Source organism: Pseudoalteromonas sp. A601 (assembly GCF_002165575.1).
Classification (GTDB): domain Bacteria; phylum Pseudomonadota; class Gammaproteobacteria; order Enterobacterales; family Alteromonadaceae; genus Pseudoalteromonas.
In genome coordinates, this window is record NZ_MXQF01000034.1 from 1 (window position 1) to 25,312 (window position 25,312).

Consider the following 25,312-nt stretch of genomic DNA (forward strand, 5'->3'; position numbering starts at 1 on the left):
GCGGCGGGGAATAAACCCGAAGAGATTTAAGGCTGAGAAAATTCGACTCTTTACACTGGTATAATCAGAGGTTTCCGGAGAATTTGCGGCTCCAGCACGAACAGGGTTTAGATCTACATATGCCATACACGCGATTAATGCGGGTTCATCAAGTAGGGCTTGTGATTTAAAACGACCTTCCCAAAACCTTCCTTTGCAGTTGTCTTCTATATTAGCCTTGCGTGCAATAAACTCATTCAACGAACGCATGAACCAGCTAATATCCATTAGTCTCGCGCGATACTGCTTTGTTAAACCTAGAATAATTCCCTTCTCACTGGGTGAAAACTTATCTCCTTTAGCAAAACGGCGCGTGAGCTCTGATCCTTTAAAAATTTTATGCCAGCGTATGGCTATTGCTCTGTCATTTAAGCGCTCAGCCTTTTTATTATCAACATGTAATACCATATGTGTATGGTTGCTCATTACTGCATACGCACAAACATCAATAAAAAACACTGAGGCCAACGATATTAACTTATCTTCGACCCACTTTCTTCGATGTTCATATGATTGCCCTGTGTATTTATCTACGCCACACAAGGAAGCTCTTCTTACACAGCGAGAAACACAGTGATAATAGCGAGTGTCAACTAAACTTATTTGTCGGTGCCTTGCTGTAGCCATAAATACCTCAAAATATCGTTCCCTTATTAATACTAGACATTAAAACCGATACTGCAAATGTTATTTTTCCCTTATCCAAGCCGCAAATTAATGTATGCCTGATACTGATACATAAAGATATTGTTCGAATTCTTATTTTGAAATGGGTGTCTTTAAAAAATTTTATTTGAATTCTGATTTTTAGCTGGGTGTCTTCCTAATAATTCCCGGCTTATAAGTTTAACTTTAAAGGCTGTCTTTAATTTTTAATATTTACTGTGTAAAGTGATAAAAACCACATAAGGGATGATGCTATGACGGACAAAACGCTGATTTTCAACTTTGATGGCACGGGTAACGAGCCCCGTGATGCAGAGCAATTTAGTTCTGATCACTTTAAAGAAGACGCCAGTATTTCAAATATCCTTAAGCTACACCTCTTACTCGGTGGCACTTTAAATAACGAACCCACTACCCGCTTTAAAAACCAGCTCAGCTTTTACTTTCAAGGCATTGGTACTAAGGGAAGCCGTTTAAAACGTTTATTGAATCAATCCCTTGCACCGCGAGATGATGATGTAGCCAGTATTTTAAATCACGCAATAAGTGATTTTAAAACTTACTACCAACCAGGCGATACTATTTTACTAACGGGGTTTAGCCGTGGAGCGGCCCTTGCCAGACGATTTGCTAAATGTTTGGAGCCTTTTGTAAGTGACAGTGTTTACCTGTGTGTGTTTGACACTGTTGCATCCATTGGTCTTTCAAAAGTAACCAAAGTAACCCGTGGCGCAGAGCATGTGATTTTTGAAAACCATACAATTGCTAACAACGTTGAAAACGCTTTGCATTGTGTTGCATTAGATGAAAAGCGTCGTGCGTTTGAGCCGACTTTAATGAATCATCAGCATAATGTCCAAGAGCTTTGGTTTGCTGGCGCTCACTCGGATATTGGCGGCGGATATTACCGTGATGGTTTGGCCGATATATGTCTGCGTTTCGCAATTGAGTGGCTACTGGATCAACCTTTATCAATCTCCTTTGTCACAAGTGCACAGATTGATTACCACTCACTATTCCCAAGTGATCACCAAGCTCTTATTGCGCAAGATGATATGACTATCACCCCAGATCCACTTGCATTAAGCCACCAGCAAAATTACTTTTGGTTTAATCCTTTTTTCAAACTGGTTGATCGTGAATGCTGTGTATTGGTTGATGAAGAACAAAGTGATATGAAGCCTCTAATTCACCACAGTGTTGCGACACGAGTTCATAACCTTACCAGCTATCGCCCTGAATCATTAAAAAGCCTGACTTATCAATTAATCTATGCTGATAAAAGTGCGATCGACTTTACCGGCCTAAGCGCCCATATCGCGCTACTAAACCAGAACATGTCGGTATTACAAATTGGACAAAGCCAAGACGTGATTATATTTGCAGCTGAGCAATATAACTCAACAGGATTGATGCTTGAGCAGGGTGCGACTTATCGCTTTACTCCGTACCCTGAACGATACTGGTACGATGATGGCGTAAAGTGTACCTCTTTGGGTTGGAATAGAGATGATGTACAACTCGGAGTTAAAGAAATTCCTATGACATTATTAGAACCGTTTCGTCGTCTCCCTCACGCGCAATGGTTTGCACTCATTGGTGCCATAAACCGCAGTGATGATAACGCTTTTGAGATTGCCGATGGCGGGGAGTTTAAAATTGCTCACTCCGGTGAATTTACCCCTTTTGCTAATGACTTAATACGCTTTTACGGTGCAAATGCAGGGAAAATTAAAGTGCAGGTCACGCGACTCGGTTAGTCCTATACAACCGAGTCAATGAGTATTGTCACTGACTATATGAGTTACTTCCCCTTTTAATTTTACTATTGCGTCGTCTATCATAAAATCAACCCGCTTTGCTCGCAGCATATATAAGCGTTGATTAAAACTTGCAGCAGGTAACATATCAACATTGCCTTTTTCGAGCTCTGCTTTGAGTGTTTTATCACAAGCAACATTCTGTGCGCTAAATAGTATTAATAACAAATACATATATTTAATATGATCATCCATTACTTTTATATAATAACTACAATATGGAACATACTGCTTGAAACACAAAAAAAGCAGCTAAAAAGCTGCTTTGAATGGGTAAAGGTACTTTAAATAGCTGCCTAGAAGTAGGCTAAGCAGCATTTACATTAAAGTAATTTCCATACGTCAGCTGAGCCAGGCACATTTCCTTGAGTCCACCACTTAGCTTGGTATTTATTGCCATTATGGGAAACTTCATCACCAGTATTGTAAACAGCTGATGATTGCCATACAACACTGCCAGTATCATCTACAGGCTGAGTTGTTGCTTCCCACACACCGCCTAAATCAGGACGGTTACCTTGAGTCCACCATTTCGCTTTGTACTCAACACCATTATAAGTAACTACATCGCCACTTACGTATACAGCGTTTTCATCCCAGCTACCAGTCGGCGGCACAGTTGTATCTGTGTTTGTTACTGTGACTGTAAAACTTTGAGTGGTTGTAAACTCACCATCGCTTACTGCTACAGATACCGTCAGACTTGTATCAGCATCAACATTATCAGCTTCTAAGCTAACGTTAGCCCCCGTTCCGACCAGTGTTAAACCAGCTGGCACAGTCCAAGTGTAGGTAAGTGCATCGTTTTGCGCATCGCTCGCTACAACTGCAACAGCTGCAGAGGCGCCTTCTTCAACCGCTACATCAGCAATAGCGTCAACGCTTGGTGCTGTGTTACCACCTGTTGTTGGTGCAATTACATTCACCACAACATCACGACTAACAGTCGCTTCACCGTCAGATACCGCAACAGTCGCAACAAATTGCGTGTCTACAGTCACAGCAGGTGCTGTAATAGCAACAGAAGCTGTATTTTGACCTGAAAGAATTAACGCACTGTCTGCAGTCCAGCTAAAGCTAAGAGGATCGTTGTCAGCATCCGTTGCCGATGCTGTAACGGTAACACTTTCACCCGAGTTAACCGATACTGTGCTTGAAACTGAAAGCACTGGCTTTTTATTACTTGGCGGGTTAACCACACCACCTAAGCCATCGTGCATCGCGTTTAAGATATCGCCATTATCTGCATCAATTTCCCAAGCAAACAAGCCGCCTAGGTTATGCTCTTTAACATAATTACCTTTAGCAATAACTGACTCAGGACTATCGTAAGTGATCAATTTACCAGTAGAGCGGTTCCAAACATAAGCAGCTTGAGCTTGGTCGTCGTAACCCACTTCAAAACCGTTAATACCGGTGCCAGCAGCGCCAATCATGTGCGCTTTAACGCCTTTATAATCAATAACACCGTCTTCCCACACACCTTGCGCAGTTGAGCCTGTTAACTTGCCATTACCTGGGGCAGTCATTGGATTACCATCGATTGTAGCATTTTGTGGATAAACACCTTCCCAACCACGGCCGTACATAGCGGCACCAACAACAATTTTCTTCGAAGGTACATTTTGCGCTAACAATAACTGAATAGCATTATCAGTCGTATAAGCAGGTCCTTTACGCGGCTCGCCATTTTCGTCAAGGCCAGTGCCGTTACATTGGCCTGCACTCATGTGCTCACCACAATAAAGTGCAGTTTGGTGACCGGTTACATTACTCCATGCGCCGTAGAAGTCATAAGTCATGGCGAAAATGTAATCCATATACTGACTAGCCGCTTGGTAATCAACATCTTCAATCTTGTCATAACCTGCACCAATTGCTGAGGTTAATTCATAAGTACGACCAGTTTCAGCCTCTAGTTTATCTAGCATGGCGCGTAGCTCTTGCATTAGTGCAACATATGCAGGGCCATCATTGATTGGATCACCGATATCAGGGTTCGGGCCATCACCACCAGGGAATTCCCAATCGATATCTACACCATCGTAAAACTTCCACGTTCTTAAAAACTCTTCCATTGAGGCCACAAACGTGTCGCGGTTTGCTTTATTAGTAAAACCACCAAATGGGTCAGATAGAGTCCAACCACCTACTGATGGTAGAATTTTTAGATCAGGGTAACGTTGTTTTAACGACATTAACTGCGAGTAAGTTCCGCGGATCGGATCTTTTGAATCTACACCTGGCAATGCCTTTTGCACAGCAGCCCATGGGTCATGAATAACCACTTCATAATCAGCAGAGCCTGCACAAGCTGTATCAAGTGCACGTTTAGGGCCACCAGTTAACGATGCGTTCTCACCACAAATTGGAATAAAGCCGTATAAAATATGGCTCAGGTTTTGAGCAGGCATATTCGTTACATCGTAGTCACGACCGTAAATACCCCATTCAACAAAATAAGCACCCGTTACTAAGCCTTCTTTAGTACCAATATCGCGGTTATTAGGATCAACATCCATAGGGAGTGGCGCTAAATGTCCGCCATCCGTATCGGCAATTACAATTGGTTTACCTGCACTACGTGCACACGTTGTACCGCCTTCACATAATTCAACATACATAGTGTGACGACCCGCTTTATCATACGGGAATGAAATAGTGCCAGTCTTAGAACCTGCACTCAGTGCACCTTCATTAACAAGCATGTCATCAAAATAAACTTTGTAGCTGTCGCCACCGTCACCACTCCAAGCACTCCATTTTATGCTTATGTTTACTTGCTCTACACGGGTAACGAGTTGCTTATATGAACCATTCCCTTCAAGATCCACTTCAACAAATGAATATTGTTGTGGCTCCCAGCTAATGCTAGGGGTTGAAGGCGCTGCCGTTGCAGCACTGGCAAATAAAGCAACACCAATAGCTGCACTTAATTGTTTAATATTCATATTTCTCTCTTATCCATTATTAATGTAATTATTTAATAAGTTTGAACTACAAAACTTAGGTTTTTAGTTAAAGCTGAGTCCATACATTGGCTTGTCCAGGTGCATCACCTTGAGTCCACCATTTAGCGCGATAGCGCTGTCCTTGATGCGTTACTTCGGCGCCAGCTTGATAGGCTTTACCGCTATTCCAAGTAACCGATGTTTCTGGTTGTGCTTGAGACTCCCACGCATTAGAGCTGTCAGGTTGCTGACCTTGGTTCCACCATTTAGCGATATACACAATGCCAGCAAAACTTACTTTGTCATTGGCGTTGTAAACTGTTGTGCTGTCCCATGCAGGCACATTCGGATCAACAGGATCGACTACGCTAGTATCATTAACGGTGACCTTGAAGCTGGTTTGAGTCGTTAATTGACCATCAGATACCGACACCGAAACGGTGTAGTCAGTAGTTGCTGATACCTCAGGCGAGATTAAATTGATGTTTGCATCACCACCGGTAAAACTCAATGGTGCAGGCACTGACCAGGTGTAAGTTAATTCACTTTGCTCATCATCAAAAGCATGTAGATGCACCGCTGTACTGGTGTTTTCATCAACCACTAAATCAGCCGGTGGATGAACTATTGGTGCAGTGTTACTAGGCGCACTCTGTACGCTTAAGGTATAGCTGTAATTTTCATTACTGCTGTACACTTGATTAGTGAGCACATCACTGGCATTAAAGTGCACATCGCCAGCTTGGTTTTGCACCCCAATTTGCACTAAATGGGCATAATCAAGGTTGAGCTTCTCTGCCAGTACTTGTTGCCAATTCGTTTGGTTATCGGCACTAATTCTAAGCTGCTGATTTATAACCTCTTGCCCCGTTTCATCAAATAAACGTGCCCAAACAGTATCGCCCGCAATGGCATCTTGTCCTTGGCGAACAAAATAGCCAACACTGGTCCATACATTAGGATCGGTTGGTCCGGCATCACTAACAATATTAATGTCACTGCAGTTGTAAAAACCTTCGCCAACCACATCGTTACGCTGCCAACGACTATACAAAATAGCGTCACCGCTTCTTCCTTGAGGGATAGCAACACTCATTTTGTAATAACGTTTACCATCGGTGTCTTTAATAACCTCGATATTACTGTGCTCTTGCACTAGCTCAAGATCAGCCCAGGTTAAAATATCTGTTGCCGCATCAAAGCTAGGTTTGGTTAGGTAAAACTGCCAAAAGCTTGGGTTATGTGGTGTTGCAGCAAGGTAACGAATTTGAATATCACCATTGGCATTGGGCACCACATCACTGCGCTGCCAATGAGCTGACGGTAAATCCATACCTCGTTTCGCATTGTCACCACCGGCACATAACGATCCATTTGGCACTGTAGTTTCTACCGCCGTTTGATTGAGGTAGTCAGGAACATTAGCCGAAAACTCAATGTCTTGTACAAACTGCACAGTACCTGACTCTAAAAAAGCTGCGCGGCACGCTAAATTAGGGATATTCGTGCCATCTTCTGGCCACCAGTAGCCGCCATCCGCTTGGCAAAACGCTTGACGCGCTTTTGGGCTATCCATATAACCATGCGCTTGCACGTTGGTTGGCATAATAGCCAGTAACACGGTGCTTGCTACTGCCGATAATAAAAGTGTGTTTAATTTAATTGATGTCATTGTTTTGTCCTTTAAAGACGCAGTGTGGGGCAAGTACATGCTTACCCCTTATTGCTATAAATTACAGACTACAACTTTTAGTCCAATCAGCCGTTGTACCTGGCTCTGAACTTGTCCACCACTTGGCCTTATAAACGCCGTTGTTATGAACCATTAAGTCACCGCCTGTTGCATGGCTTGGGTTGCCCGCCCAATCGGTTTGCGAGAAGTTTGGATAAACCGCAATATCAGCAATTGCTAAACCTTCACACGTACCAGAGGTATCTCCACCTGTACCGCCACCGGTGTCACCACCGCCATTACCTGGCGTAGCATCTGGAAGCATTGGGTATTCCGCTTTGAAAGCGTACACTTTGCCATCTTTTTCAATAGTGAAGTTACTCGGACCGGTAATTGGCATGTAGTACATTACTTGAGCATTAACCGTTGCGCCGGCACTAAAGTCTTTCGGCTCACCGCCCCACTCATTGTTAAGTGTGATAGAAAAGCGGTGGAACTCATTTTCATAACCACCAATATTATTACCTGCGGCATTTGAGCCATTGACTTCCACTGCCATGCCAAGTTTTTCTTGTGCATTCCAGTTAGATTTAAAAATAGCCGAAGTCGAAACAGGCACATCAAACGAAATTTTTGCACCGCTTAAATCAAGGTTTGAATTGTTGGTAAAAGCAAAGGTCGGGCTAATTGGGTAGTTATCATCGCCAATCGGAAAGTCTTTCGCATCAAACGTTACGTCAACAGCTTCAGCCGGCACAGTAAAGTTAGGGTTACCGCCGTGTACGTCATACGCTACGCCACTTTGGTTAAACTTGTCATAGGCAAGTGAGGTCAAAGTAGAGCCCATGAAGTATTCGCCTTTAGCTGAGTCATAATCAAAATCCCCTGCTAATTCCCAAAACATGATACCGCCAAGGCCATTGTTAATGACGTAATCAACTTTAGTCGCCATCGATTCTTCATCTTCAATTGATAAAAATACTTTTTTATCGGCATTCCATAACCAAGGTGCAACGGCAACGCTGTCATAATGACGCGCATAAGTACCCGTTAGTTGATCATTAACGTCCGCCTCTGGTGTTAGGCCATATACGCCTAGGTACGAACCTACAATGCCATTTTCAAGGTTCTTCACATGCCATAATGGATTAGAGCCAGCAGCCATTTCTTCACCGACATCATTTTTGTCATGCCATAAATTGTCGATACCAACAGCACCATTACCGCATTTATTCTTCTCACCTACGCCAGTGCCTTTAGCACAATCGGCTTGATTAGGTAATGCAGCTTGGCCCCACAGACCATTCGTGCCACCACTTACATCTTTAAAGCCACGGGTATAATACGGTAAACCAATATTGATACGACCTGCAGACATAGCACCACGGAAGTAACGCACAGCCCAATCAGTATTTAAATAACCAATACCTTCAAACTCTTTGGTACCGTACACATTCCACTGAGCAAGCTCAGAATCTAAGCCGGTATCAAACAAAGCAGCATTGTGGCCAACATGTGAGTTCCATGCGCCATGTAAGTCATAAGACATGATATTTACATAATCGAGGTATTTAACTGTTTGGAAGGTTTCCATACCGCGAAGTAAATAACCTGATGACGGAGAAGCAATTGTCAGTAAGTAGTGCTTACCAGCAGCTTCACCGGCAATATCTAATTCTTCACGCAGTTTTTTCATCAGTACTTGATACGATGCATTCAAACCTGCACGACGTGCATTAGAGATAGGAAAATCATCAGGATGACCTGAATCATTCATTGACGACGGGTATTCATAATCGATATCAACACCGTCAAAGCCATACTTTTCTATAAACTCAACTGAGCTCTTGGCAAATGCATTAATACCAGCGTGGTTTACTGAGCCATCAGCATTGGTTGTCATGGTATAAAAACCACCACTTTGTACACGGCCTGTTTCATCAAAATAACCACCGGTTTCAGCCCAACCACCAACTGATACCAATGTTTTCACATGAGGGTGCTGTTTTTTATATTTATTAAGTAGATTAAAGTGGCCTTTGTATGCAAATTCAGGGTCCATTTCAGCACCTACAACACCTGGCCATTCCATATTAGTTGCTGGGTTATTAGCTGAATTAGGATCGCCAATCGACACTTTATTGTTTGCGTCAACATGTGCAAATGCGTAATTAATATGGGTAATTTTATCCCATGGAATATCATTCACTAAGTAGCTTGGTTGGCCATTTGCGCCATTTCTCCAGCTAGTGAAGTAACCAATAACACGACGCGGATGATCAGCGCCCATGATCTCACGACCATCAGTATCATACACTGTACAGTAAGGAGTATTCACACCCGGTGTTTGATACAACCCCTGCGGGCGACAATCAGTGTCAGTAATAGGGCCTGTATTTTCTTCAACAACGGTTAACACTTTTGTCGTTTGCGCTGTTGCACCCTCATTATCAGTTACCGTCAACGTAAACGTTGCTTGACCTAACGCCGTTGCTTGCCATGCATAACTGCTTGATGCAGAGCTCGCTTGATGAACATCAACACCATTCGCAGCAAAGCTCAATGCCGTTACTTGACCATCACTATCACTACCTGAAAGCGCAAATACCACTTGTGAGCCAACAATGAGTTGATCAGGTAATGTGCTAAATGAAATTGATGCCACAGGCGCTTGATTAACAGGATCAATAATCACCGCATCAGACACGCTCACCGTGTTTACAACTTCTGCAGAAGACGCACCTTTGTCGTCCGTTGCTACCGCGCTGATTTGATGAGTTCCAGCAACAGCGTCCCAACTTGTGCTAAACGGTGCAGTGTTATCAACAGCCACTGAATTTCCATCAACAAAAAACTCAACACTCACCACTGAACCATCAAGGTCTGTTGCTTGCGCCGACATGACAACGCTGTCTTTATCGGCAAATTGAGAACCATCTGCCGGTGCTAAAGCGGTAACTGTTGGGATTTCATTCTCTGTGACAGCGCTGTCACAGGCACCCAAATTTTTCCACTCTTGCCATTGACCAGCATTTTCCACAGGGTTTGATTGTGTCCACCACTTTGCTTCATACGCATTATCTTGCGCTTGAACTTGGCTTCCTCCTGTATGGGTTTGACCTGCTTGCCAGGTTGTTAATGCGCTGCAATCTACAGCTGCATGTGCACTTAAGCCTATCGCACTAAGTGATAAAGCACTTAGTTTGAAAGCATTTTTTATTATATTACGTGAGCTCATTTGCTCCTCCGCCCAGGGGTTAAAAATAACATTTAATTTACAACTATCACCAAAACTAACACAACTTACCTATACGTCAACAAAAACGATAAAATAACAGGATCAATTAAAACAAAAAAACAGCACAAAAAAGCGACCAAAGAAATAAAAAAACATACTTTAGGATTGATTTAAAAATCACCTCGTATAAAGAACAGGTAATTTCGCACATTAAAAATGAACACACCGTTAATAAGGTGTTAACCCTGTAGTGCGGGTATTTTCAAGGTGTGTAGCCACCTTTACGGGGACGTAAAGTGAGTTAGCTGAACAAAAAGAAGAATTATTGTAGTATATATAACCAAAAAAACCGGCTTAGAAAAAGATTGTCTAAGCCGGTTTCAATTTTTGTTATTGTTGAAAGTGCTATTTGATCACAACTTTAATTAAGCGGCGATTAAATAGGACTCTCGACCTACATGTTTATTGTTACGTTGATATGACCCCTTGCCTTTTTTAGCTTTAACAATTTGTGGTTTAAATATTTTAGAGGTAACTAATGCCGCTAATGCATTATCACGGATAACACCACGACCGGTATCTACCGAGTAATTTTGAGGCTGTTTGCCTCGTTTTTGTTTCTTCATAACGCTTCCAGTTTTATAAATAAGAAATAATAAATAGATAACAAGCACGCTCATCGTGCTTGCTGCGGATTGTAGGGGTAAATAGCTTATTTGCAACTAACTTTTACAAATTTTTTTCAGCTTAAATTAGTTTGAACTCTCCTTGCATCACAGCAAAATGGCCAGGAAAAGAACAAAAAAATTTATAAGATTGCTCAGCACTTAATTGCTCAATTGAAAACTCAATCGTCGTTGACTCACCGCCGCCCACAACGTTTGTTACAGCTAAAACCCTTGGGTCGTTTGTTGGAACATAACTGTTATCAACACCGGCTTGCATGCCTGCAATGGCAACATCCTTAACGTCTGCATTAGCAGTTAATACCCAGTTATGGCCCATAATATTAATTGGTAATTGGCCTGTATGAGTGAGTGTTAATTTAACGCTTTTACAACTTTTATCTACTTCGAGTGATTTACTCGAAAATTGCATTGCATCATTTGCAGAAATACTCAGGTCACAACTCGCTCTCGCAGCATACGAGAACACTAAAGAGCCAAATAAGAAGAGAGATTTAAACATAAGCAAACCTTAAATAAGAATAATTACCAATAGACTATACTGATATTAATTCTCATTCAATGTTCGCGATGTGAAAGTTAATGATTAAAAGCTAAAACTTACTTTTGCATAATAAGTCATACCATCAAAACCATACGGTAGTGCTCTTACAGGGTATTTAAATGCTTGATTAGTTATAAAATCAAGTGCTTCATCTTGGCCTAACTCATCAGGCGTTACATCAAATAAATTATCTACGCCCACGTTCAAGGTAAGGGATTCACTTAATTCATAACCAAAGTTCACATCAACTAATACAGCCGATTCAACAACGCTAGTATCTTTAAACTCTCCCGTTGGCGATAACTCATCAGGTAAACCAATGTGATCATTACCAAAGTACTTAACATCTGTTTTGCCAAAGTAGTTAAACCGCAGCATGGCACTCATTGCATCACGTTCATAATCAAACGTTAGTGTGCCACGCTCTCCAGGCTGTCCATCGGTTAAAAAGCTACGTTGAATATCATCAAGTGCAATACTTTCTGGGATCCCTTCTGGTGCGTTCACATTATCAATTTCAGTTTTATTTAAGTTACCCGCAAAAGTCGCAGAGAAATTACCGTCATATAAGTCGGTGCGGTATGAGGCAATAATATCCACGCCTTTTGTTGTCGAATCCACTGAATTTGAAAAATACGCAGCTTGATCTGCACCGGTTTGCTCAAGCGCAACAACGGCTTCGGGGCTAAATGCCACATCACTCGCTGATAAGAAGCTACCAAGAGTAATACGATCTTTAATCGCAGTATGATAAAAATCAACAGTAAGTGATAACTCACTACTAACATCATAAACAAAGCCAAAGCTTATATTCTCTGAGCTTTCTAGCTCTAAACTTTCAACACCAAGTGCTGCGGGAAAATCAGAGCCCGCAGTCGCAATAAATGATTGCTCAAGTACGCCACCCGCGCCTAAGTTTGTAGTGTAAGCAGTATAAGCACTTTGTTGTAGTGATGGTGCTCTAAAACCTGTAGATACTGCACCCCGAATTGAGAAATCATCAGTAAACTCAAAACGTGAGGCTAATTTACCAATTAAATCATCTCCCGCATCAGAAAAGTCTTCATAGCGGATAGCTGCGCTAATATTCCACGCATCGGTGATCATGGTTTCTGCATCAGCATAAAATGCAAAGCTGTCGCGGCTTTGTTTATTAGACGCCTCAGGACGTAAACCATTGTATGCTTGAAATCCGCACTCAGCAAACTGACTCGCGTCATTGACTGCTGGATATGAGGTATCCATATTTGCCAAACCACATGCATATGATGCTTCATCACCAGGCACTATTTGATAGTTTTCTTTACGGTATTCAGCGCCGAATGACAGATAAATGGGCTCACTACGACCAATATCAATAATGCCATTAATATCGGCATTGACTGTAGTTTGATCAAAACGGAAGCCACCTGAATACCCACCATTAGGGCCAGAATTAGCCGCAATGTCGGCGTCACTGGCATCTGGGTTATTGAATACATACTCAGCGGCGTAAGAGGCATTTAACGTATTCCGAGAAGTAAAGTCATATTGGTTTTCACCATAAACTGTGGATACATCGTATCCCCAATCTGGATTGATTTCCCCTTTAACCCCGACTGCTAATGAAATATCCTCAGCTTCATTATAAATACGCGGTAAAAAACCATCACTGTATACTTGCGTTACATTTTTTGCCGCAACATCAAAATTACGGTAAAAGCCATTACCAAGTGCCGAACGCTCAGAATAACCACCAAATGAATACAACTCAGTGTCACCCATCGGCAAAGACATATTATAAAATAATGAGGTAAATTCACTGGCTGAGTTACCTTGGCCCCAACGTACATCATCGGATAAAGTGCCAAATGGCACATCTGACGAGCCACCTATATCTCGCTCTGCTCGGTTAGTACCATCGGCATCGCGATATTCAAGTGATAAATTAATAAACCCGCCTTCATCACCTAAATCAAAACCACGATTTAACCCCATTGATACCGTATCGCCATCACCTTCACCCGTGCTGCCCATTTGCACATAGCCTGTGGTAATACCCGTTGAGTCATTTAATGAAAGGTTGATCACACCCGCAATTGCATCTGAACCATAACGTGCAGCGGCACCATCACGTAATACTTCAACACCATTTAATGCAGATAATGGTATAGCATTCATATCAGTACCCGCGGCCCCTGCTCCCACGGTGCCCACAAGGCCAAAAATTGATTGATTATGGCGACGTTTACCATTTACTAAAACCAAGGTTTGATCGGGTTGTAACCCTCGCAATGTCGCAGGGCGGAACAGATCCGAGCCATCTGATACTTGAGTACGAGAAAAGTTAAATGAAGGCGCTGTCGCTTGCAAACTTTGGCCAAGTTCAGTAAAGCCACCTTTATTTAATGTGTCAGCATCAATTAAATCAATTGGTGAAGATGACTCTGTCACGGTACGGTTTGATACCCGCGATCCTAAAACTGATATTTGCTCGATATTTTTATCAGCTTGTACTTGCGCATCTTGCGCTAATATTGTTGGTGCAGTAAACGCTAAGCCAACGGCTACTGCAATAGTACTAAAACGAAGTGTTGTCATGTGTGTTCGACCCTGTAATTCATCTTTGCTAGTGGATTGCAGCACTAGCAAGTTGATATAAAATTATTGTTTGGTTCGTTATTTAAAAATTTGCACTTTAAAGTTAAATAACGACTTAGGAACATCCTAGCAACATCTGTATATAAAAAGAAACATATTTAGCTGCGGCGATGGTCGAAATATGCATTTTTTATCTAAATTTTTCATTATGGAATTATTTTGATTGAAATTTAGACAAAAAAAGCATGATTATTCAAATCATGCTTAAGTGAAAATTTATTATAGAGCTACTCTATTAACCCTCTTCTTCCCAAAGAGCGAGTTTTTCATCCTCAAGCATCAGTGCCATTGATGCAATCGACACTAAGCTTTCATCTAAACCTGCATATAAAACGTTAAAGCCACTGTTTAATGTTTCTGGCTCAGGGTGTTCTTTCAGCGCGTCTGGCCACATTGCAAAAGTCGCAAGCAAATTTAAAGTCGCCTCAAAGTTGTCTATAAATAGTTGCCCATCAGTATCAACAGCAGCTTGCTGTTTATCAACATTCAGTAAAAAGTTAAAATCCTGCTGCCACACCTCTTGATTAACTAAATATGCCGCTAAATAACCACTACACCATTGCTGCAATGGCTCACTCGGTGCCTGTGCATTAGTGTCATGCGGGTATATTTGCTTAAGTATATGAGTTTGCTCAACCTGCGCTTCAGTGACATTGTCTAGGACCGTGATCAACGCATCACGTTCTTTTGAATCATTCATTAGCAAGCTATAAGCTTGCTCATTATCATCTGCGATATAATTCGCAATCACTGATTCACCATAAAACTCTGAACATGCCAATAAACCGCTCATAAAACCTAAAACATGATGAGTATTTACTTGGTTTAGCTCAGTATGCTGGCGCAAAAAATCTTCAAGCACCAGAATGCTTTTCTCGTTGATCATAATTTAGTCCTGATTAATTTAACGTAAGCTCTAACTGCTTTACCACACTAGTGACTTAATGGTTTAAATTCAAACAATTTTAAAAATAGTTTCTTAGAACAACTTAATTACTAATAACTGGAAAGACACAGCGAACTTGAGTACCTTCATGCTCAGCACTGTGTACTTCAATAATACCCTGATGGTCTGTAACCATAGTATAAACCATAGACATCCCCATACCAGTGCCCGTCCCAACAGGCTTGGTGGTAAAAAAAGGATTAAAAATCTGCATTTTTACCTCTTCACTCATACCACAACCGTTATCAGAAACCGTAATACTGATTTTCTCGTCTGCAAAACCTACAGCTACATGAATATGCCCTTTATCATGCAAAGCCATATCACAAGCATGCTTGGCATTAATCAATAGATTTACAACCACTTGATTTATACTCGCCAAATTACACCAGGTAAGCGGTAAAGGCCGGATATCTGTGCTCACTTTGCAGCTACTCAACTGGTTTTTTAATAATTTAAGCGCATTTTTAACACTGTCACTCATATCCGCGAGCTGTTTTTCATTATTACTCGGACTGGCAAAGTTAAGTAAGTTACGCACAATAGTATTAATTCGTCGCAGGCCCTCGCTGCTGTCATCTATTAATTCTTGAACATCCTCACGTATCTGACTAAATGACTGCGGTGTTTGTATTTGTATTAGCGCTGTTTTAAGTTCAGTTTCAGTGAGTTCACCCGCTATAAACTCATGATTTAATTTAAGTAGCTTATCTAAGACTAAACGGGTGCCTTGTAAGCACTCAATATTACTCATTGCATAGGCTAGCGGGTTATTTATTTCATGGGCGATGCCAGCAGATAGAGTCCCTAAAGTGGCCATTTTTTCTGCTTGAATAAATAGCTGTTGTTGATGCTCTAGATCAGCAACCTTTTTCACCAACTCTTGATTCAACGCGTACAAAACACGGCTTTTGTCTTCAACGAGTTGTTCTGCTTGCATTCTCGCTGAACGCTCTCGTAAGTACGCTTGTTGGTAGTCTTCGTTATTATCAGTCATTTTTTAGCACTGATTTATAAAAAATATCTAACACACACATCTCATCGCCTCGGTGTTGACACTTAGGATGCTCTATTTTTATTTGCATATTAAAATTAACGCCTCAAAATGCTGATATTGACTAACGACCACTTGATAGTGATGCATTAAATGAGTAAACAAGTGCATTCCAAAAAGCCATATTTCGATGTTTTAATACTAAACTCTCTAACGCCTGAAAAATACAACCTTTCATTAGGGTACAAAATCTGAAATCAAATCTGACAAGCCCAATTCAGCCATAGCCTCTAGTTCACTCGGTGTAAAATCGATTTTCTGCTCCTCCACATACATTTTTGCCAAAAAGTGCACCGCCATTTCAATACTCGTCACCTGATTTAAATGATCTGGCAGCAACATATTTTCTGTTATTGTTGGTGTAAATCCCCATAAATTAAGAATATATGCTGACACCAACTCTTGGTTTAAGAAGTGTGATTCACTAAACCCCTTTGCAAATACAGTAAGTGCCATTGCACCAATGCCACTTAATAAGCCCAATATAAAAACGGTATCTTTTTGTTTCGCGGTTAAACCTAATTTAATGGCAAATTTACGGGCTTGATTTGCTTTAGCAAAAGCATCTAAGGTAATTTTAGCTAGTAGCTGCTCAGCTAATTGGTGTTGATAATGGTTATGTGCTTCAGTATGAATAACCAAAGCATGGCAAGCGGTAGTACCAATTCTTGCCAATGCCAGTTTAAGGTTAACGGTCTCACTAGAAAAACCTAAAAAAGCAGAATTAGCTATTTGAATCACTCTGCCGCTTAAAGCTGGCTCGTTAGAGATTAACTCAGCAATAATAGGAATTTCAACAGGGTTCGCTGCAAACGCCTCCATAATTGCTGTTATTTGCTGGCGCATAACTGGCAAGTTTTTCATTTTACCAAGCAGCATTTTTGCTGGTGTATCAATCGGCAGAGCTTTGACTTGCGCTGTACAATTTATTACATGTCTTAGATCTGCATGACTATATGGTTTAGCTAAACAAAAATGTATGTTGTCATCCAGCTGCCAATTCCACTCTTTTGACGTTACACCTTTTAATAAGCAACGAACAGTCAATGGACTCTGCTGTTGTAAAAAAACGAGCAATGCATGTGTGAATTGCTCATTTTCAACACTGACACTAATAAATGCGACATCAAAATATTTCTCTTTAAATAGTTGCTCATCCAGTTGTTGTTCGTTTATGAGAGTAATCTGCATTGATGAATCAACATTTTGTAATGCTTTACGCAACGCCCTTTGTAATAAAGGGTCGCTTTCAACAACAGCAATTCTGTGTAAGTCCTGCATCTAACTCTTATAAATGATTACTTTTTATAAAATTAGCACACTTTAATTTTTTTTCACGTTTATAAAAACGGTTTCCCACGCTATGTTTAAATAATAGTCTGGAGGTTTATGTGGATAATTCAGCAATTCAAATATTATGTGTAGACGATGACGAAATAGTGCTTCGCGCTTTATCACGGTTACTCAAAAGTCAGCATTACAGTGTTTTAACCTTCTCGGAGCCACTAACGGCACTAAAACAAGTTGAACAACACGAGTTTGCCGTCATTATTAGTGATATGCGTATGCCACTAATGAACGGCGCTGAATTTTTTCATCAAGCAAAAACTCTATCGCCTGACTCTCAACGAATTTTAGTTACTGGCTTTGCTGACATAGACACCACCCTAGACGCCATTAACAAAGGCCAAATACATGGCTTTATACAAAAACCTTGGCAAAATAACCTATTATTAAGCACAATTAGTGACAGTGTCGAAAAGTACCAATTAAAAAAGCAAAATCAGCAACTGCAGCTAAAAGTAACCAAGCAGAACAAAGAACTAAAAGAGCTCAATAACTCTTTAGAGCAGCGTGTTGAAAAACGTACCAAACAAATAAAACAAGTACTTAAACAGTTAGAAATTGCTAATGCACATGAAATAAACGAGCATAGAAGCACTGTAGAGCTGCTATATAACTTTATTAATGCCAATCCCTACCTTGATGGCAATAAAGCACAGAATATTGCCAATACGTGTACCCAAATAGCTAAAGAATTGAATCTACCAGATAAAAATGTCGAAATGGCTTCCATGGCAGGCTACTTAGCGCAAATTGGCTTATTAGCTATGGATCCTGAACTATATAAAAAATCAGTTCATGAGCTAAATGAGCAACAAAGAAAAACATTTTACACTCATCCAAGTACCGCCCAGTTAATGCTCATGCCAGCGACCCACTTACACGATGTTTCAGAGGCAATTTACCACCAATATGAGCACTACAATGGTAACGGTATTCCAAAAGGCATTAAAGGCAATGAGATCCCATTAAGTGCGATGATTTTGGCGATTTCACGTGATTACTGGGATCACTATGAACACAGCAGTTTAGAACAGAACCAACGCCATCAATACGCGCTTGAGTGTGTAGCAAGATACAGCGGTAATTATTATCACCCTAGAATAGTTGCCGCGCTGCAGCAGTGCCATACCAATTTCATTAAGCAACAGGCTCAAGTAGGCTCAATGCAAATAATCAACGCGCAAAAACTTAAACCTAATATGTTGCTAGGTCATGCACTGCATAGCCATGCTGGCATTATGCTACTACCCAAAGGACATAAGTTCAGCACTAAATCAATTGAGAAACTACAGCAATTAGAAGCTAAAAAACCGACCCCATTTAGGATCATGATCAAATCAATGTGATTTAGTGATCTTATTAAGCCTTTCATTCGTTATAATACCCTTATAAAATTAAAGGAATTTATTCCTAATTGACTCAATTTTGCTTGAAGGAGCAGTGCGTGTCACTATTTTCAGCTATTACAGATAACCCACATGATGGGCGTTTTAACCAAAAAACAGGCATTCTGTTGACCAACTTAGGCAGCCCAGACGCGCCTACTGCAAGTGCCCTGCGTACATATTTACGTGAGTTTTTATCTGATCCACGTATTGTTGAAATACCACGCCTAGTTTGGATGGTTATTCTGCACGGTATTATTTTACGTGTAAGACCAAAGCGCTCAGCTAAACTTTATAAAAGTATTTGGACTGAAAATGGCTCGCCATTAACCCATATCACTTCCCTGCAACGAGACAAACTTGACGCATTTATTAAAAGCCAGGGCTATACCGACACCGAAGTTGTCATGGCAATGCGTTATGGCAACCCATCGATTGAAGCTGGTTTAGAGCAGTTAAGAGACAAAGGCCTTACCCGTATTGTGATCATGCCCTTGTACCCACAATACTCAAGCCCCACCACAGGCTCAACTTTTGATGCTGTATCAAAAGTACTACGTAAATGGCGCTGGGTACCTGAACTGCATTTTATTAATGGTTACCACAAAAATGAGTTATACATTGAATCATTAGCCAATAGCATAAGTGAAGACTTACAAACAAACGGAACCCCGCAAAAACTTGTTTTTTCATATCATGGTATGCCAAAACGTTTTTTGGAAAGTGGTGATCCCTATTATTGTTTATGTATGCAAACCACTCGGCTTGTAGTCGAAAAACTAGGCCTTAATAAAGATTTAGTTATCAGCACCTTTCAAAGTCGTTTTGGTAAAGCTGAATGGCTAAAGCCCTATACTGACGCAACACTTGAAGCTCTACCAAGCGAAGGTATTAAAGATATTGCAATAATCAGCCCAGCCTTCAGCGCCGATTGTTTAGAAACACTTGAGGAGCTCGAAAGTGAAAACCGCGAAATATTCGAACATGCCGGCGGCGAAAAGTACCGTTACATTGCAGCATTAAATGACCGAGACGATCATATAAGTGCCATCTTCAATGTTATAAAACCAATGCTCTAAAGTTTTATATTCCCGCGCAGCGCTTTGGTTTGACCATGTTTGGTTTTTTTATCCATGCGCTTGCGCTGAGAGCTGCGACTAGGCTTGGTTGCACGCCGCGATTTTTGTACCTTTGTTGCACCAACAATCAACTCCTTCAAGCGTCCTAAAGCATCTTCTCTATTGAGTTCTTGCGTTCGGTGGCTTTGAGCTTTTAATACAATAACACCGTCTTTAGTTATTCGGCTGTCATTGAGATTTAACAAGCGTTGTTTGTAGAAGTCTGGTAGTTTAGAGCGCTTAATATCAAAACGAAGATGGATCGCACTAGCCACTTTATTAACGTTTTGTCCACCAGCACCTTGGGAACGAATAGCGGTTAATTCGACTTCCCATTCATCGATAGTTACGGTATTTGAAATAATTAACATTAGGTTCAGCTAGTTTTGTCAAAATTAGATTGTAACATTTGTTATTAAATCAGCCTATGCATTGGCAAATTATTGATTTTTACACTTCAATTTAACAGAAATATTTAATAAGGAATTTCAACATGAAAAAATTACTAGCTGCAATCGGGTTAATAGCAATGAGTTTTTCGAGCTTTGCACAGGATATTACTGAAAATGATCTACAAAGTTACATCAAAGCACTCCCAGCTGTTGTTGACTGGTCACAAAACCAAGACGCATTAAATAGCCTTGATTTAGGTAATATGCTAGGTGGCTCAGAAGCAGGGTCAGGTGCGATGGCACTAAGCGCGCTAGGTATGATCAAAGATAACGATTTATACAAAGAGTTTGCAGCGCTTACCAATCAATATGGATTCACACCTGAGCAGCTAATCTCTGTGGGCTCTGAAGTGTCAATGGCTTACCTTGAAAACATCAAAGGTAATTTATCGCCAGAAAATAAAGAAAAAGTGAACCAACTTATGGGCGGCTTACAAAGTATGAGCGGCTCTAAAGATAAAAGCGCAGCGTCTATGATTGGCAGTTTAGGTAATACAGCAAATGCTGCTGATGCGCCTCAAGTAAGTTCAAACAACTTAGAACTTGTACAAGAATACATGCCACAGCTACAAAAGCTGTTTTCAATGGTGCAATAATTTAAAATCACACTTATTAAAAGCGACTTTCGGGTCGCTTTTTTATTGCTTGTTATAAACACCTCTTTATACTAAAGCCATTGTGGTACTAACTTTAGCCGTTTTATGTCATTGAATACCCTGCCAAGAGTCCAAACTCAAGATCAACAAAAACAACTCTGCGTGCTACTGGCACAGCTTTTGAGTGCATCATCATATGGCTATCAAAACTCAACACAGCAAATAGCACAGCGAATTTATCGCCACCTAAAACCTGGCTACTCATTCTCAAAATCAGATGTAACTAGTTACACTGAGCAATTGGAACAGATGGATTTACTGTACAAGCTCCCTTACGGCCCACACTATAAAGTATCCGTTGATGCGGTTAGTTATATAGTTATCAACTTACTTGAACAGCTCAAAGACTTAATTCGCCCAATTTTGATTGAAATTAGCAACGTCTACCATCAACAAGACCGAGCGCTTAATTTTATTACCGTATTGCTGCATCACTACGACAATGCTGATAGAGGTTTTGCTAACAGACCAATCAATGCAAGCCAAGAGTTAGACGACCATTTTTTAAATTTAATTGCTCAATCACTCTACGCACAACAACTTTGGCAAGTACTCCCTAAGCAGTGGCAACAAGAGTGCCTAACATATTTTATTCGTGGTCAATTTTTTAATTTAACAGTCCAGCCCGGGTGGCCTGAGTTAGTAAAATCATCGCCTTTGCTTGAGCGTGACTTTCGGCTTTATTACAATGAAAACTTGGGTGTTTTATTACAAAAGAACAAGTTTGATCAGTTACTTAAAGATAAAACCGACTGGCTGCTCGGCTACTTTTTAGAAGCGAATAATACCGCGATAGGTGGCAGCTGCCCTGATATTGCCATTATGCAATACAAAAGCGCACTGACTCGCTTTAGAAAGGTATTTGGTAAAGGTCGTTATCCAAGCGAAATCACCGGTTTATTGTATACGTTAAGCTTATTTACGAGCGGCGAACCTGCCGACGTTAAGCAACTCGAAACATGTAAAAAGTGGTACCACAAACATTTGGGCGAGCACAGTTATACTAGTATCGCACTCGATTACTTACTCGATAGTGACCCAATAGCGCAGTTTCAAAGCCACCGCCTAGCTAAACGACTTGAACACTTAATTGCTAACCCGAGCGCCATTGCTGCGTTATTTTGCTTTTTAATTGCACTGGTGAAGTACGCAGAAGATGCACAAATTAATGAGTTGAGATCGCAACCAACATTGCTTAAGCAATTGCTCGACGCCACCGCACTTCATCAACATTGGCTTGGTGAACAATGTATGCACTTAGCGAACTGGTTAAATGATGATACTCCATTGCCTGCTACAGGTATTTTACAGCACTTTGAACGCGTACCGCAGTGGCAACGTTGGCTCGAAGAGGTAAGTCAAATAGAGCAGCCACAAACATCTCAGCGGGTGATTTGGCAACTTGATACCACCCATCTCGACCTGCCGTTAATACAAGCAAAAGTGCAACAACTCAATGCCAAAGGTGAATGGACTAAAGGCCGTAAGGTTGCCGTACATGACCTAGATGCAAGCCAATATAAAACGGCGCTAACAGCAGCCGATAAAAGCCTCGTGCAGGTTCTTTATAATCACGCAGGGTTTGGCTATAAAGAGGTTCAAGCAACGGCAGCTGTATTGCATTCGTTAATCGACTATCCCAATTTAGAAGATCACCGAGGCGAGCCACTCACCATAATAAAAGGTGAGTTTGTCATTGAAATAGCAAAAAATAAAAACGACTGCTACAAGCTAGTATTACAACCCAGTATTGATGATTTTGACGGTGACTTTTTACTCACTCACAGCCATGGTAATACGTATCAAGTATTTGCTGTTGATGAAAAACAACGAAAATTACAACACTTATTTGATCAACAACCCAATAACCTTACACAAGAGCGACTACCACAGCTCAATGCGGCACTAAAAACGTTAGCAAACGAGCACCACATAAGTAGCCAACGCAGCGAATTTGCCGAGGTAAATAACGTACGCCTAGGCGACTTTGAATTTAGTGCCGTGATCAAACTGACTCAACTAGGTATTGACGTTAACTTTTATGTCATGCCCTACACGATAGATGGCCCATGGTTAGAGCCCGGTGAAGGTGCAACCAACTTAGTCTATAACGACGACACTGATAGTAACAGTGTTGTGATTAAACGCGATCTAAAAGCTGAAACCCGCCATTTTAAAAAATTACTAAAAAAGCTCAATGGTGTATTTGTAGATAAAAATCATCAGCTCAACTCATCGCTGCAACAATTTTTTATCCCACCAGATATAAGCCAAGCAATTGAAACACTCGAAGAGGCAAACAAAAACAAAGCGCTCATACTAAGCTGGGACGAAAACAGCCAAGGAATGAAGCTTGCGAGCAGTAAACACCTGTCACTAAGCTTAAACGACGATAATGACTGGCTAAGTATCAGCGGTGATATTTCCCTGCCAAGTGGCGATATTTATGCACTGCAAACCCTACTAAAAGCCCCACGCCGTGGCAGTATTATAAGTTTAGATGACGATAAATCGTTAATTCTAGATCAACGTTTAACTAACTTACTTAACCGCCTTGAAGGCATGCAACAAGATAGTGAAGAGTCTGAGCAATTGCGGATAGCCAATGCTCGGGCTTTGCCGCTTTATCAAACGGTTGCTGATTTGGGCGATGTGACCTTTGGCGAAAGCTGGCAACAACGCCTAGCCAAATTTAACCAAACTATAGAGCCGACCATCCCTGCTCATTTAGTCAATACACTACGTGACTATCAAATTGTCGGGGTTAAATGGTTAATGCAATTAGCAAATTGGGGCCTAAACGCCTGTTTAGCTGATGACATGGGGCTCGGTAAAACCCTGCAAACGCTCACTGCATTACAAATTCGTAGCAGCCTAGGTGCTAGCCTTGTTATTGCACCAAAATCGGTATGTCATAACTGGGCCATTGAAGCACAACGCTTTGCCCCTACATTAAATATAAAAACCATTGATAACGCCGGTATGTGCGATGAAATACTTAACTCAGCAACAGCCAATGATTTAGTTATTGTTAGCTATGGCCTGCTACCTTTAATTGGTGAGCAATTAGCGAGTCACGAATTTGCAAATATTGTGCTCGATGAAGCACAAGCCATTAAAAATCCACTGAGCTTAAGAGCCAAAGCCGCCTTTGCCCTAAATGGTCAGTTTAAAGTTGCGCTTTCTGGCACCCCGATTGAAAATCACTTAGGGGAATTGTGGAGCCTGTTTAACTTTTTAATGCCCGGCTTTTTACACACCTTACCGGTATTTAAAAAGCGCTTTGGTAATGCCGATAAAAACCAGCAACAGGCCGATACCTTAAAAACATTAATCGCCCCATTTATTCTGCGCCGTAATAAACAAACGGTACTCACTGAATTACCTGAAAAAACCGAAATAAACCTGACCTTTGCGCTTAGTGATAAAGAGCAAGCCTTATACCAAGCAACTCGCTTAAATGCACTTGAGCAGGCCAATCAAGAAGACAGCCAATACATCACCATTTTGGCATCACTAACCAAACTACGCCGCGCATGTATTGCCCCACAGCTGTTACTTGAAAACAGTAAAATGCCCTCAAGTAAACTTGATACCGCAGAGGCAATTATCGAAGAGCTGCTAGAGAATAATCACCAAGCGCTTATTTTTAGTCAGTTTGTCGATGTGTTAAAACTGGTAGAACAACGCTTGCAAAAACGCGGCATTGATTACTGTTATCTCGATGGCAGCATGAGCACCAACAAGCGTAAGCAGCAAGTTGAAAAGTTTCAAGCAGGTGATGCGCCGCTATTTCTAATTAGCTTAAAAGCTGGCGGAACGGGCCTAAACTTAACCGCTGCAGATTACGTATTACACCTAGATCCATGGTGGAACCCTGCTGTTGAGCAACAAGCCTCAGACAGAGCGCACCGTTTAGGGCAAACGCGCCCCGTTACTGTATATCGACTGATCGCACAAAACACCATAGAAGAAAAGATTCTGCAATTACACGAGCACAAACAAGCGCTGGCCGATAAAGTACTCTCTGGCAGTGGAGATGCAGGGCAATTGTCAAAAGACCAACTACTTGCGTTATTACAGCATCAATAACCGTGA

Annotated in this window: 17 protein-coding genes; 5 read left to right on the forward strand and 12 right to left on the reverse strand. The window is 41.2% G+C overall.

The features are described 5' to 3' along the window. Window positions 1-666 (reverse strand): transposase (locus B5G52_RS18405; protein ID WP_140394349.1); only part of this gene is annotated, 666 nt, incomplete at its 3' end. Window positions 667-959: 293 nt separating this feature from the next. Between B5G52_RS18405 and B5G52_RS18410 the strand changes: the two genes are divergently transcribed. Then, on the forward strand, window positions 960-2,465 hold the full coding sequence (locus tag B5G52_RS18410) for a DUF2235 domain-containing protein (protein WP_087534112.1): 1,506 nt from the start codon (window positions 960-962) through the stop codon (window positions 2,463-2,465). Window positions 2,466-2,480: 15 nt separating this feature from the next. On the opposite strand, the gene B5G52_RS18415 is transcribed toward B5G52_RS18410, so the two are convergent. The 10 genes from B5G52_RS18415 to B5G52_RS18460 form a co-directional block, all read right to left on the reverse strand. After that, window positions 2,481-2,720 (reverse strand): hypothetical protein, encoded by a 240-nt coding sequence (locus B5G52_RS18415; protein WP_087534113.1) that lies wholly within the window; start codon window positions 2,718-2,720, stop codon window positions 2,481-2,483. 128 nt (window positions 2,721-2,848) lie between these two features. Then, a complete protein-coding gene (locus tag B5G52_RS18420) occupies window positions 2,849-5,476 on the reverse strand; it encodes a glycosyl hydrolase family 18 protein (protein ID WP_087534114.1) in 2,628 nt (875 codons plus the stop codon). Window positions 5,477-5,543: 67 nt separating this feature from the next. Further along, window positions 5,544-7,148, reverse strand: coding sequence for a lytic polysaccharide monooxygenase (locus B5G52_RS18425; RefSeq protein WP_087534115.1), 1,605 nt, complete (start codon window positions 7,146-7,148; stop codon window positions 5,544-5,546). Between the two features lie 61 nt (window positions 7,149-7,209). Further along, the gene (locus tag B5G52_RS18430; protein ID WP_087534116.1) at window positions 7,210-10,386 is read right to left on the reverse strand and encodes a glycosyl hydrolase family 18 protein; all 3,177 of its coding nucleotides are present in this window, start codon (window positions 10,384-10,386) and stop codon (window positions 7,210-7,212) included. 425 nt (window positions 10,387-10,811) lie between these two features. After that, on the reverse strand, window positions 10,812-11,012 hold the full coding sequence (arfA, locus tag B5G52_RS18435) for a ribosome alternative rescue factor ArfA (RefSeq protein WP_087534146.1): 201 nt from the start codon (window positions 11,010-11,012) through the stop codon (window positions 10,812-10,814). 121 nt (window positions 11,013-11,133) lie between these two features. Beyond that, complete coding sequence (azu, locus tag B5G52_RS18440) at window positions 11,134-11,574, reverse strand: azurin (RefSeq protein ID WP_087534117.1); 441 nt, start codon at window positions 11,572-11,574, stop codon at window positions 11,134-11,136. Between the two features lie 84 nt (window positions 11,575-11,658). Next, window positions 11,659-14,196, reverse strand: coding sequence for a TonB-dependent siderophore receptor (locus B5G52_RS18445; protein WP_087534118.1), 2,538 nt, complete (start codon window positions 14,194-14,196; stop codon window positions 11,659-11,661). A 295-nt stretch (window positions 14,197-14,491) separates the two neighbouring features. Continuing rightward, window positions 14,492-15,142, reverse strand: coding sequence for a UPF0149 family protein (locus B5G52_RS18450; protein ID WP_087534119.1), 651 nt, complete (start codon window positions 15,140-15,142; stop codon window positions 14,492-14,494). Window positions 15,143-15,245: 103 nt separating this feature from the next. Then, a complete protein-coding gene (locus B5G52_RS18455; protein WP_087534120.1) occupies window positions 15,246-16,199 on the reverse strand; it encodes a sensor histidine kinase in 954 nt (317 codons plus the stop codon). Window positions 16,200-16,433: 234 nt separating this feature from the next. Beyond that, window positions 16,434-17,537, reverse strand: coding sequence for an HDOD domain-containing protein (locus tag B5G52_RS18460; RefSeq protein WP_087534121.1), 1,104 nt, complete (start codon window positions 17,535-17,537; stop codon window positions 16,434-16,436). A 110-nt stretch (window positions 17,538-17,647) separates the two neighbouring features. Here B5G52_RS18460 and B5G52_RS18465 point away from each other — a divergent pair, with 110 nt between their 5' ends. Next, entirely contained in the window at window positions 17,648-18,949 is a 1,302-nt protein-coding gene (locus B5G52_RS18465; RefSeq protein WP_254911246.1) for an HD domain-containing phosphohydrolase, read from the forward strand. Between the two features lie 98 nt (window positions 18,950-19,047). Continuing rightward, entirely contained in the window at window positions 19,048-20,067 is a 1,020-nt protein-coding gene (gene hemH / locus B5G52_RS18470) for a ferrochelatase (RefSeq protein WP_087534123.1), read from the forward strand. On the opposite strand, the gene arfB is transcribed toward hemH, so the two are convergent. Continuing rightward, window positions 20,064-20,477 carry an alternative ribosome rescue aminoacyl-tRNA hydrolase ArfB gene (arfB, locus tag B5G52_RS18475; protein WP_087534124.1) on the reverse strand — a complete coding sequence of 138 codons (414 nt, stop codon included), beginning with the start codon at window positions 20,475-20,477 and terminating at the stop codon, window positions 20,064-20,066. The two genes, hemH and arfB, sit on opposite strands and share 4 nt — an antisense overlap. A gap of 122 nt (window positions 20,478-20,599) precedes the next feature. Here arfB and B5G52_RS18480 point away from each other — a divergent pair, with 122 nt between their 5' ends. Continuing rightward, on the forward strand, window positions 20,600-21,154 hold the full coding sequence (locus tag B5G52_RS18480; protein ID WP_087534125.1) for a short-chain dehydrogenase: 555 nt from the start codon (window positions 20,600-20,602) through the stop codon (window positions 21,152-21,154). Between the two features lie 105 nt (window positions 21,155-21,259). After that, window positions 21,260-25,306, forward strand: a complete 4,047-nt coding sequence (locus tag B5G52_RS18485; RefSeq protein ID WP_087534126.1) for a DEAD/DEAH box helicase — start codon at window positions 21,260-21,262, stop codon at window positions 25,304-25,306. The last annotated feature ends 6 nt before the right edge of the window (window positions 25,307-25,312 follow it).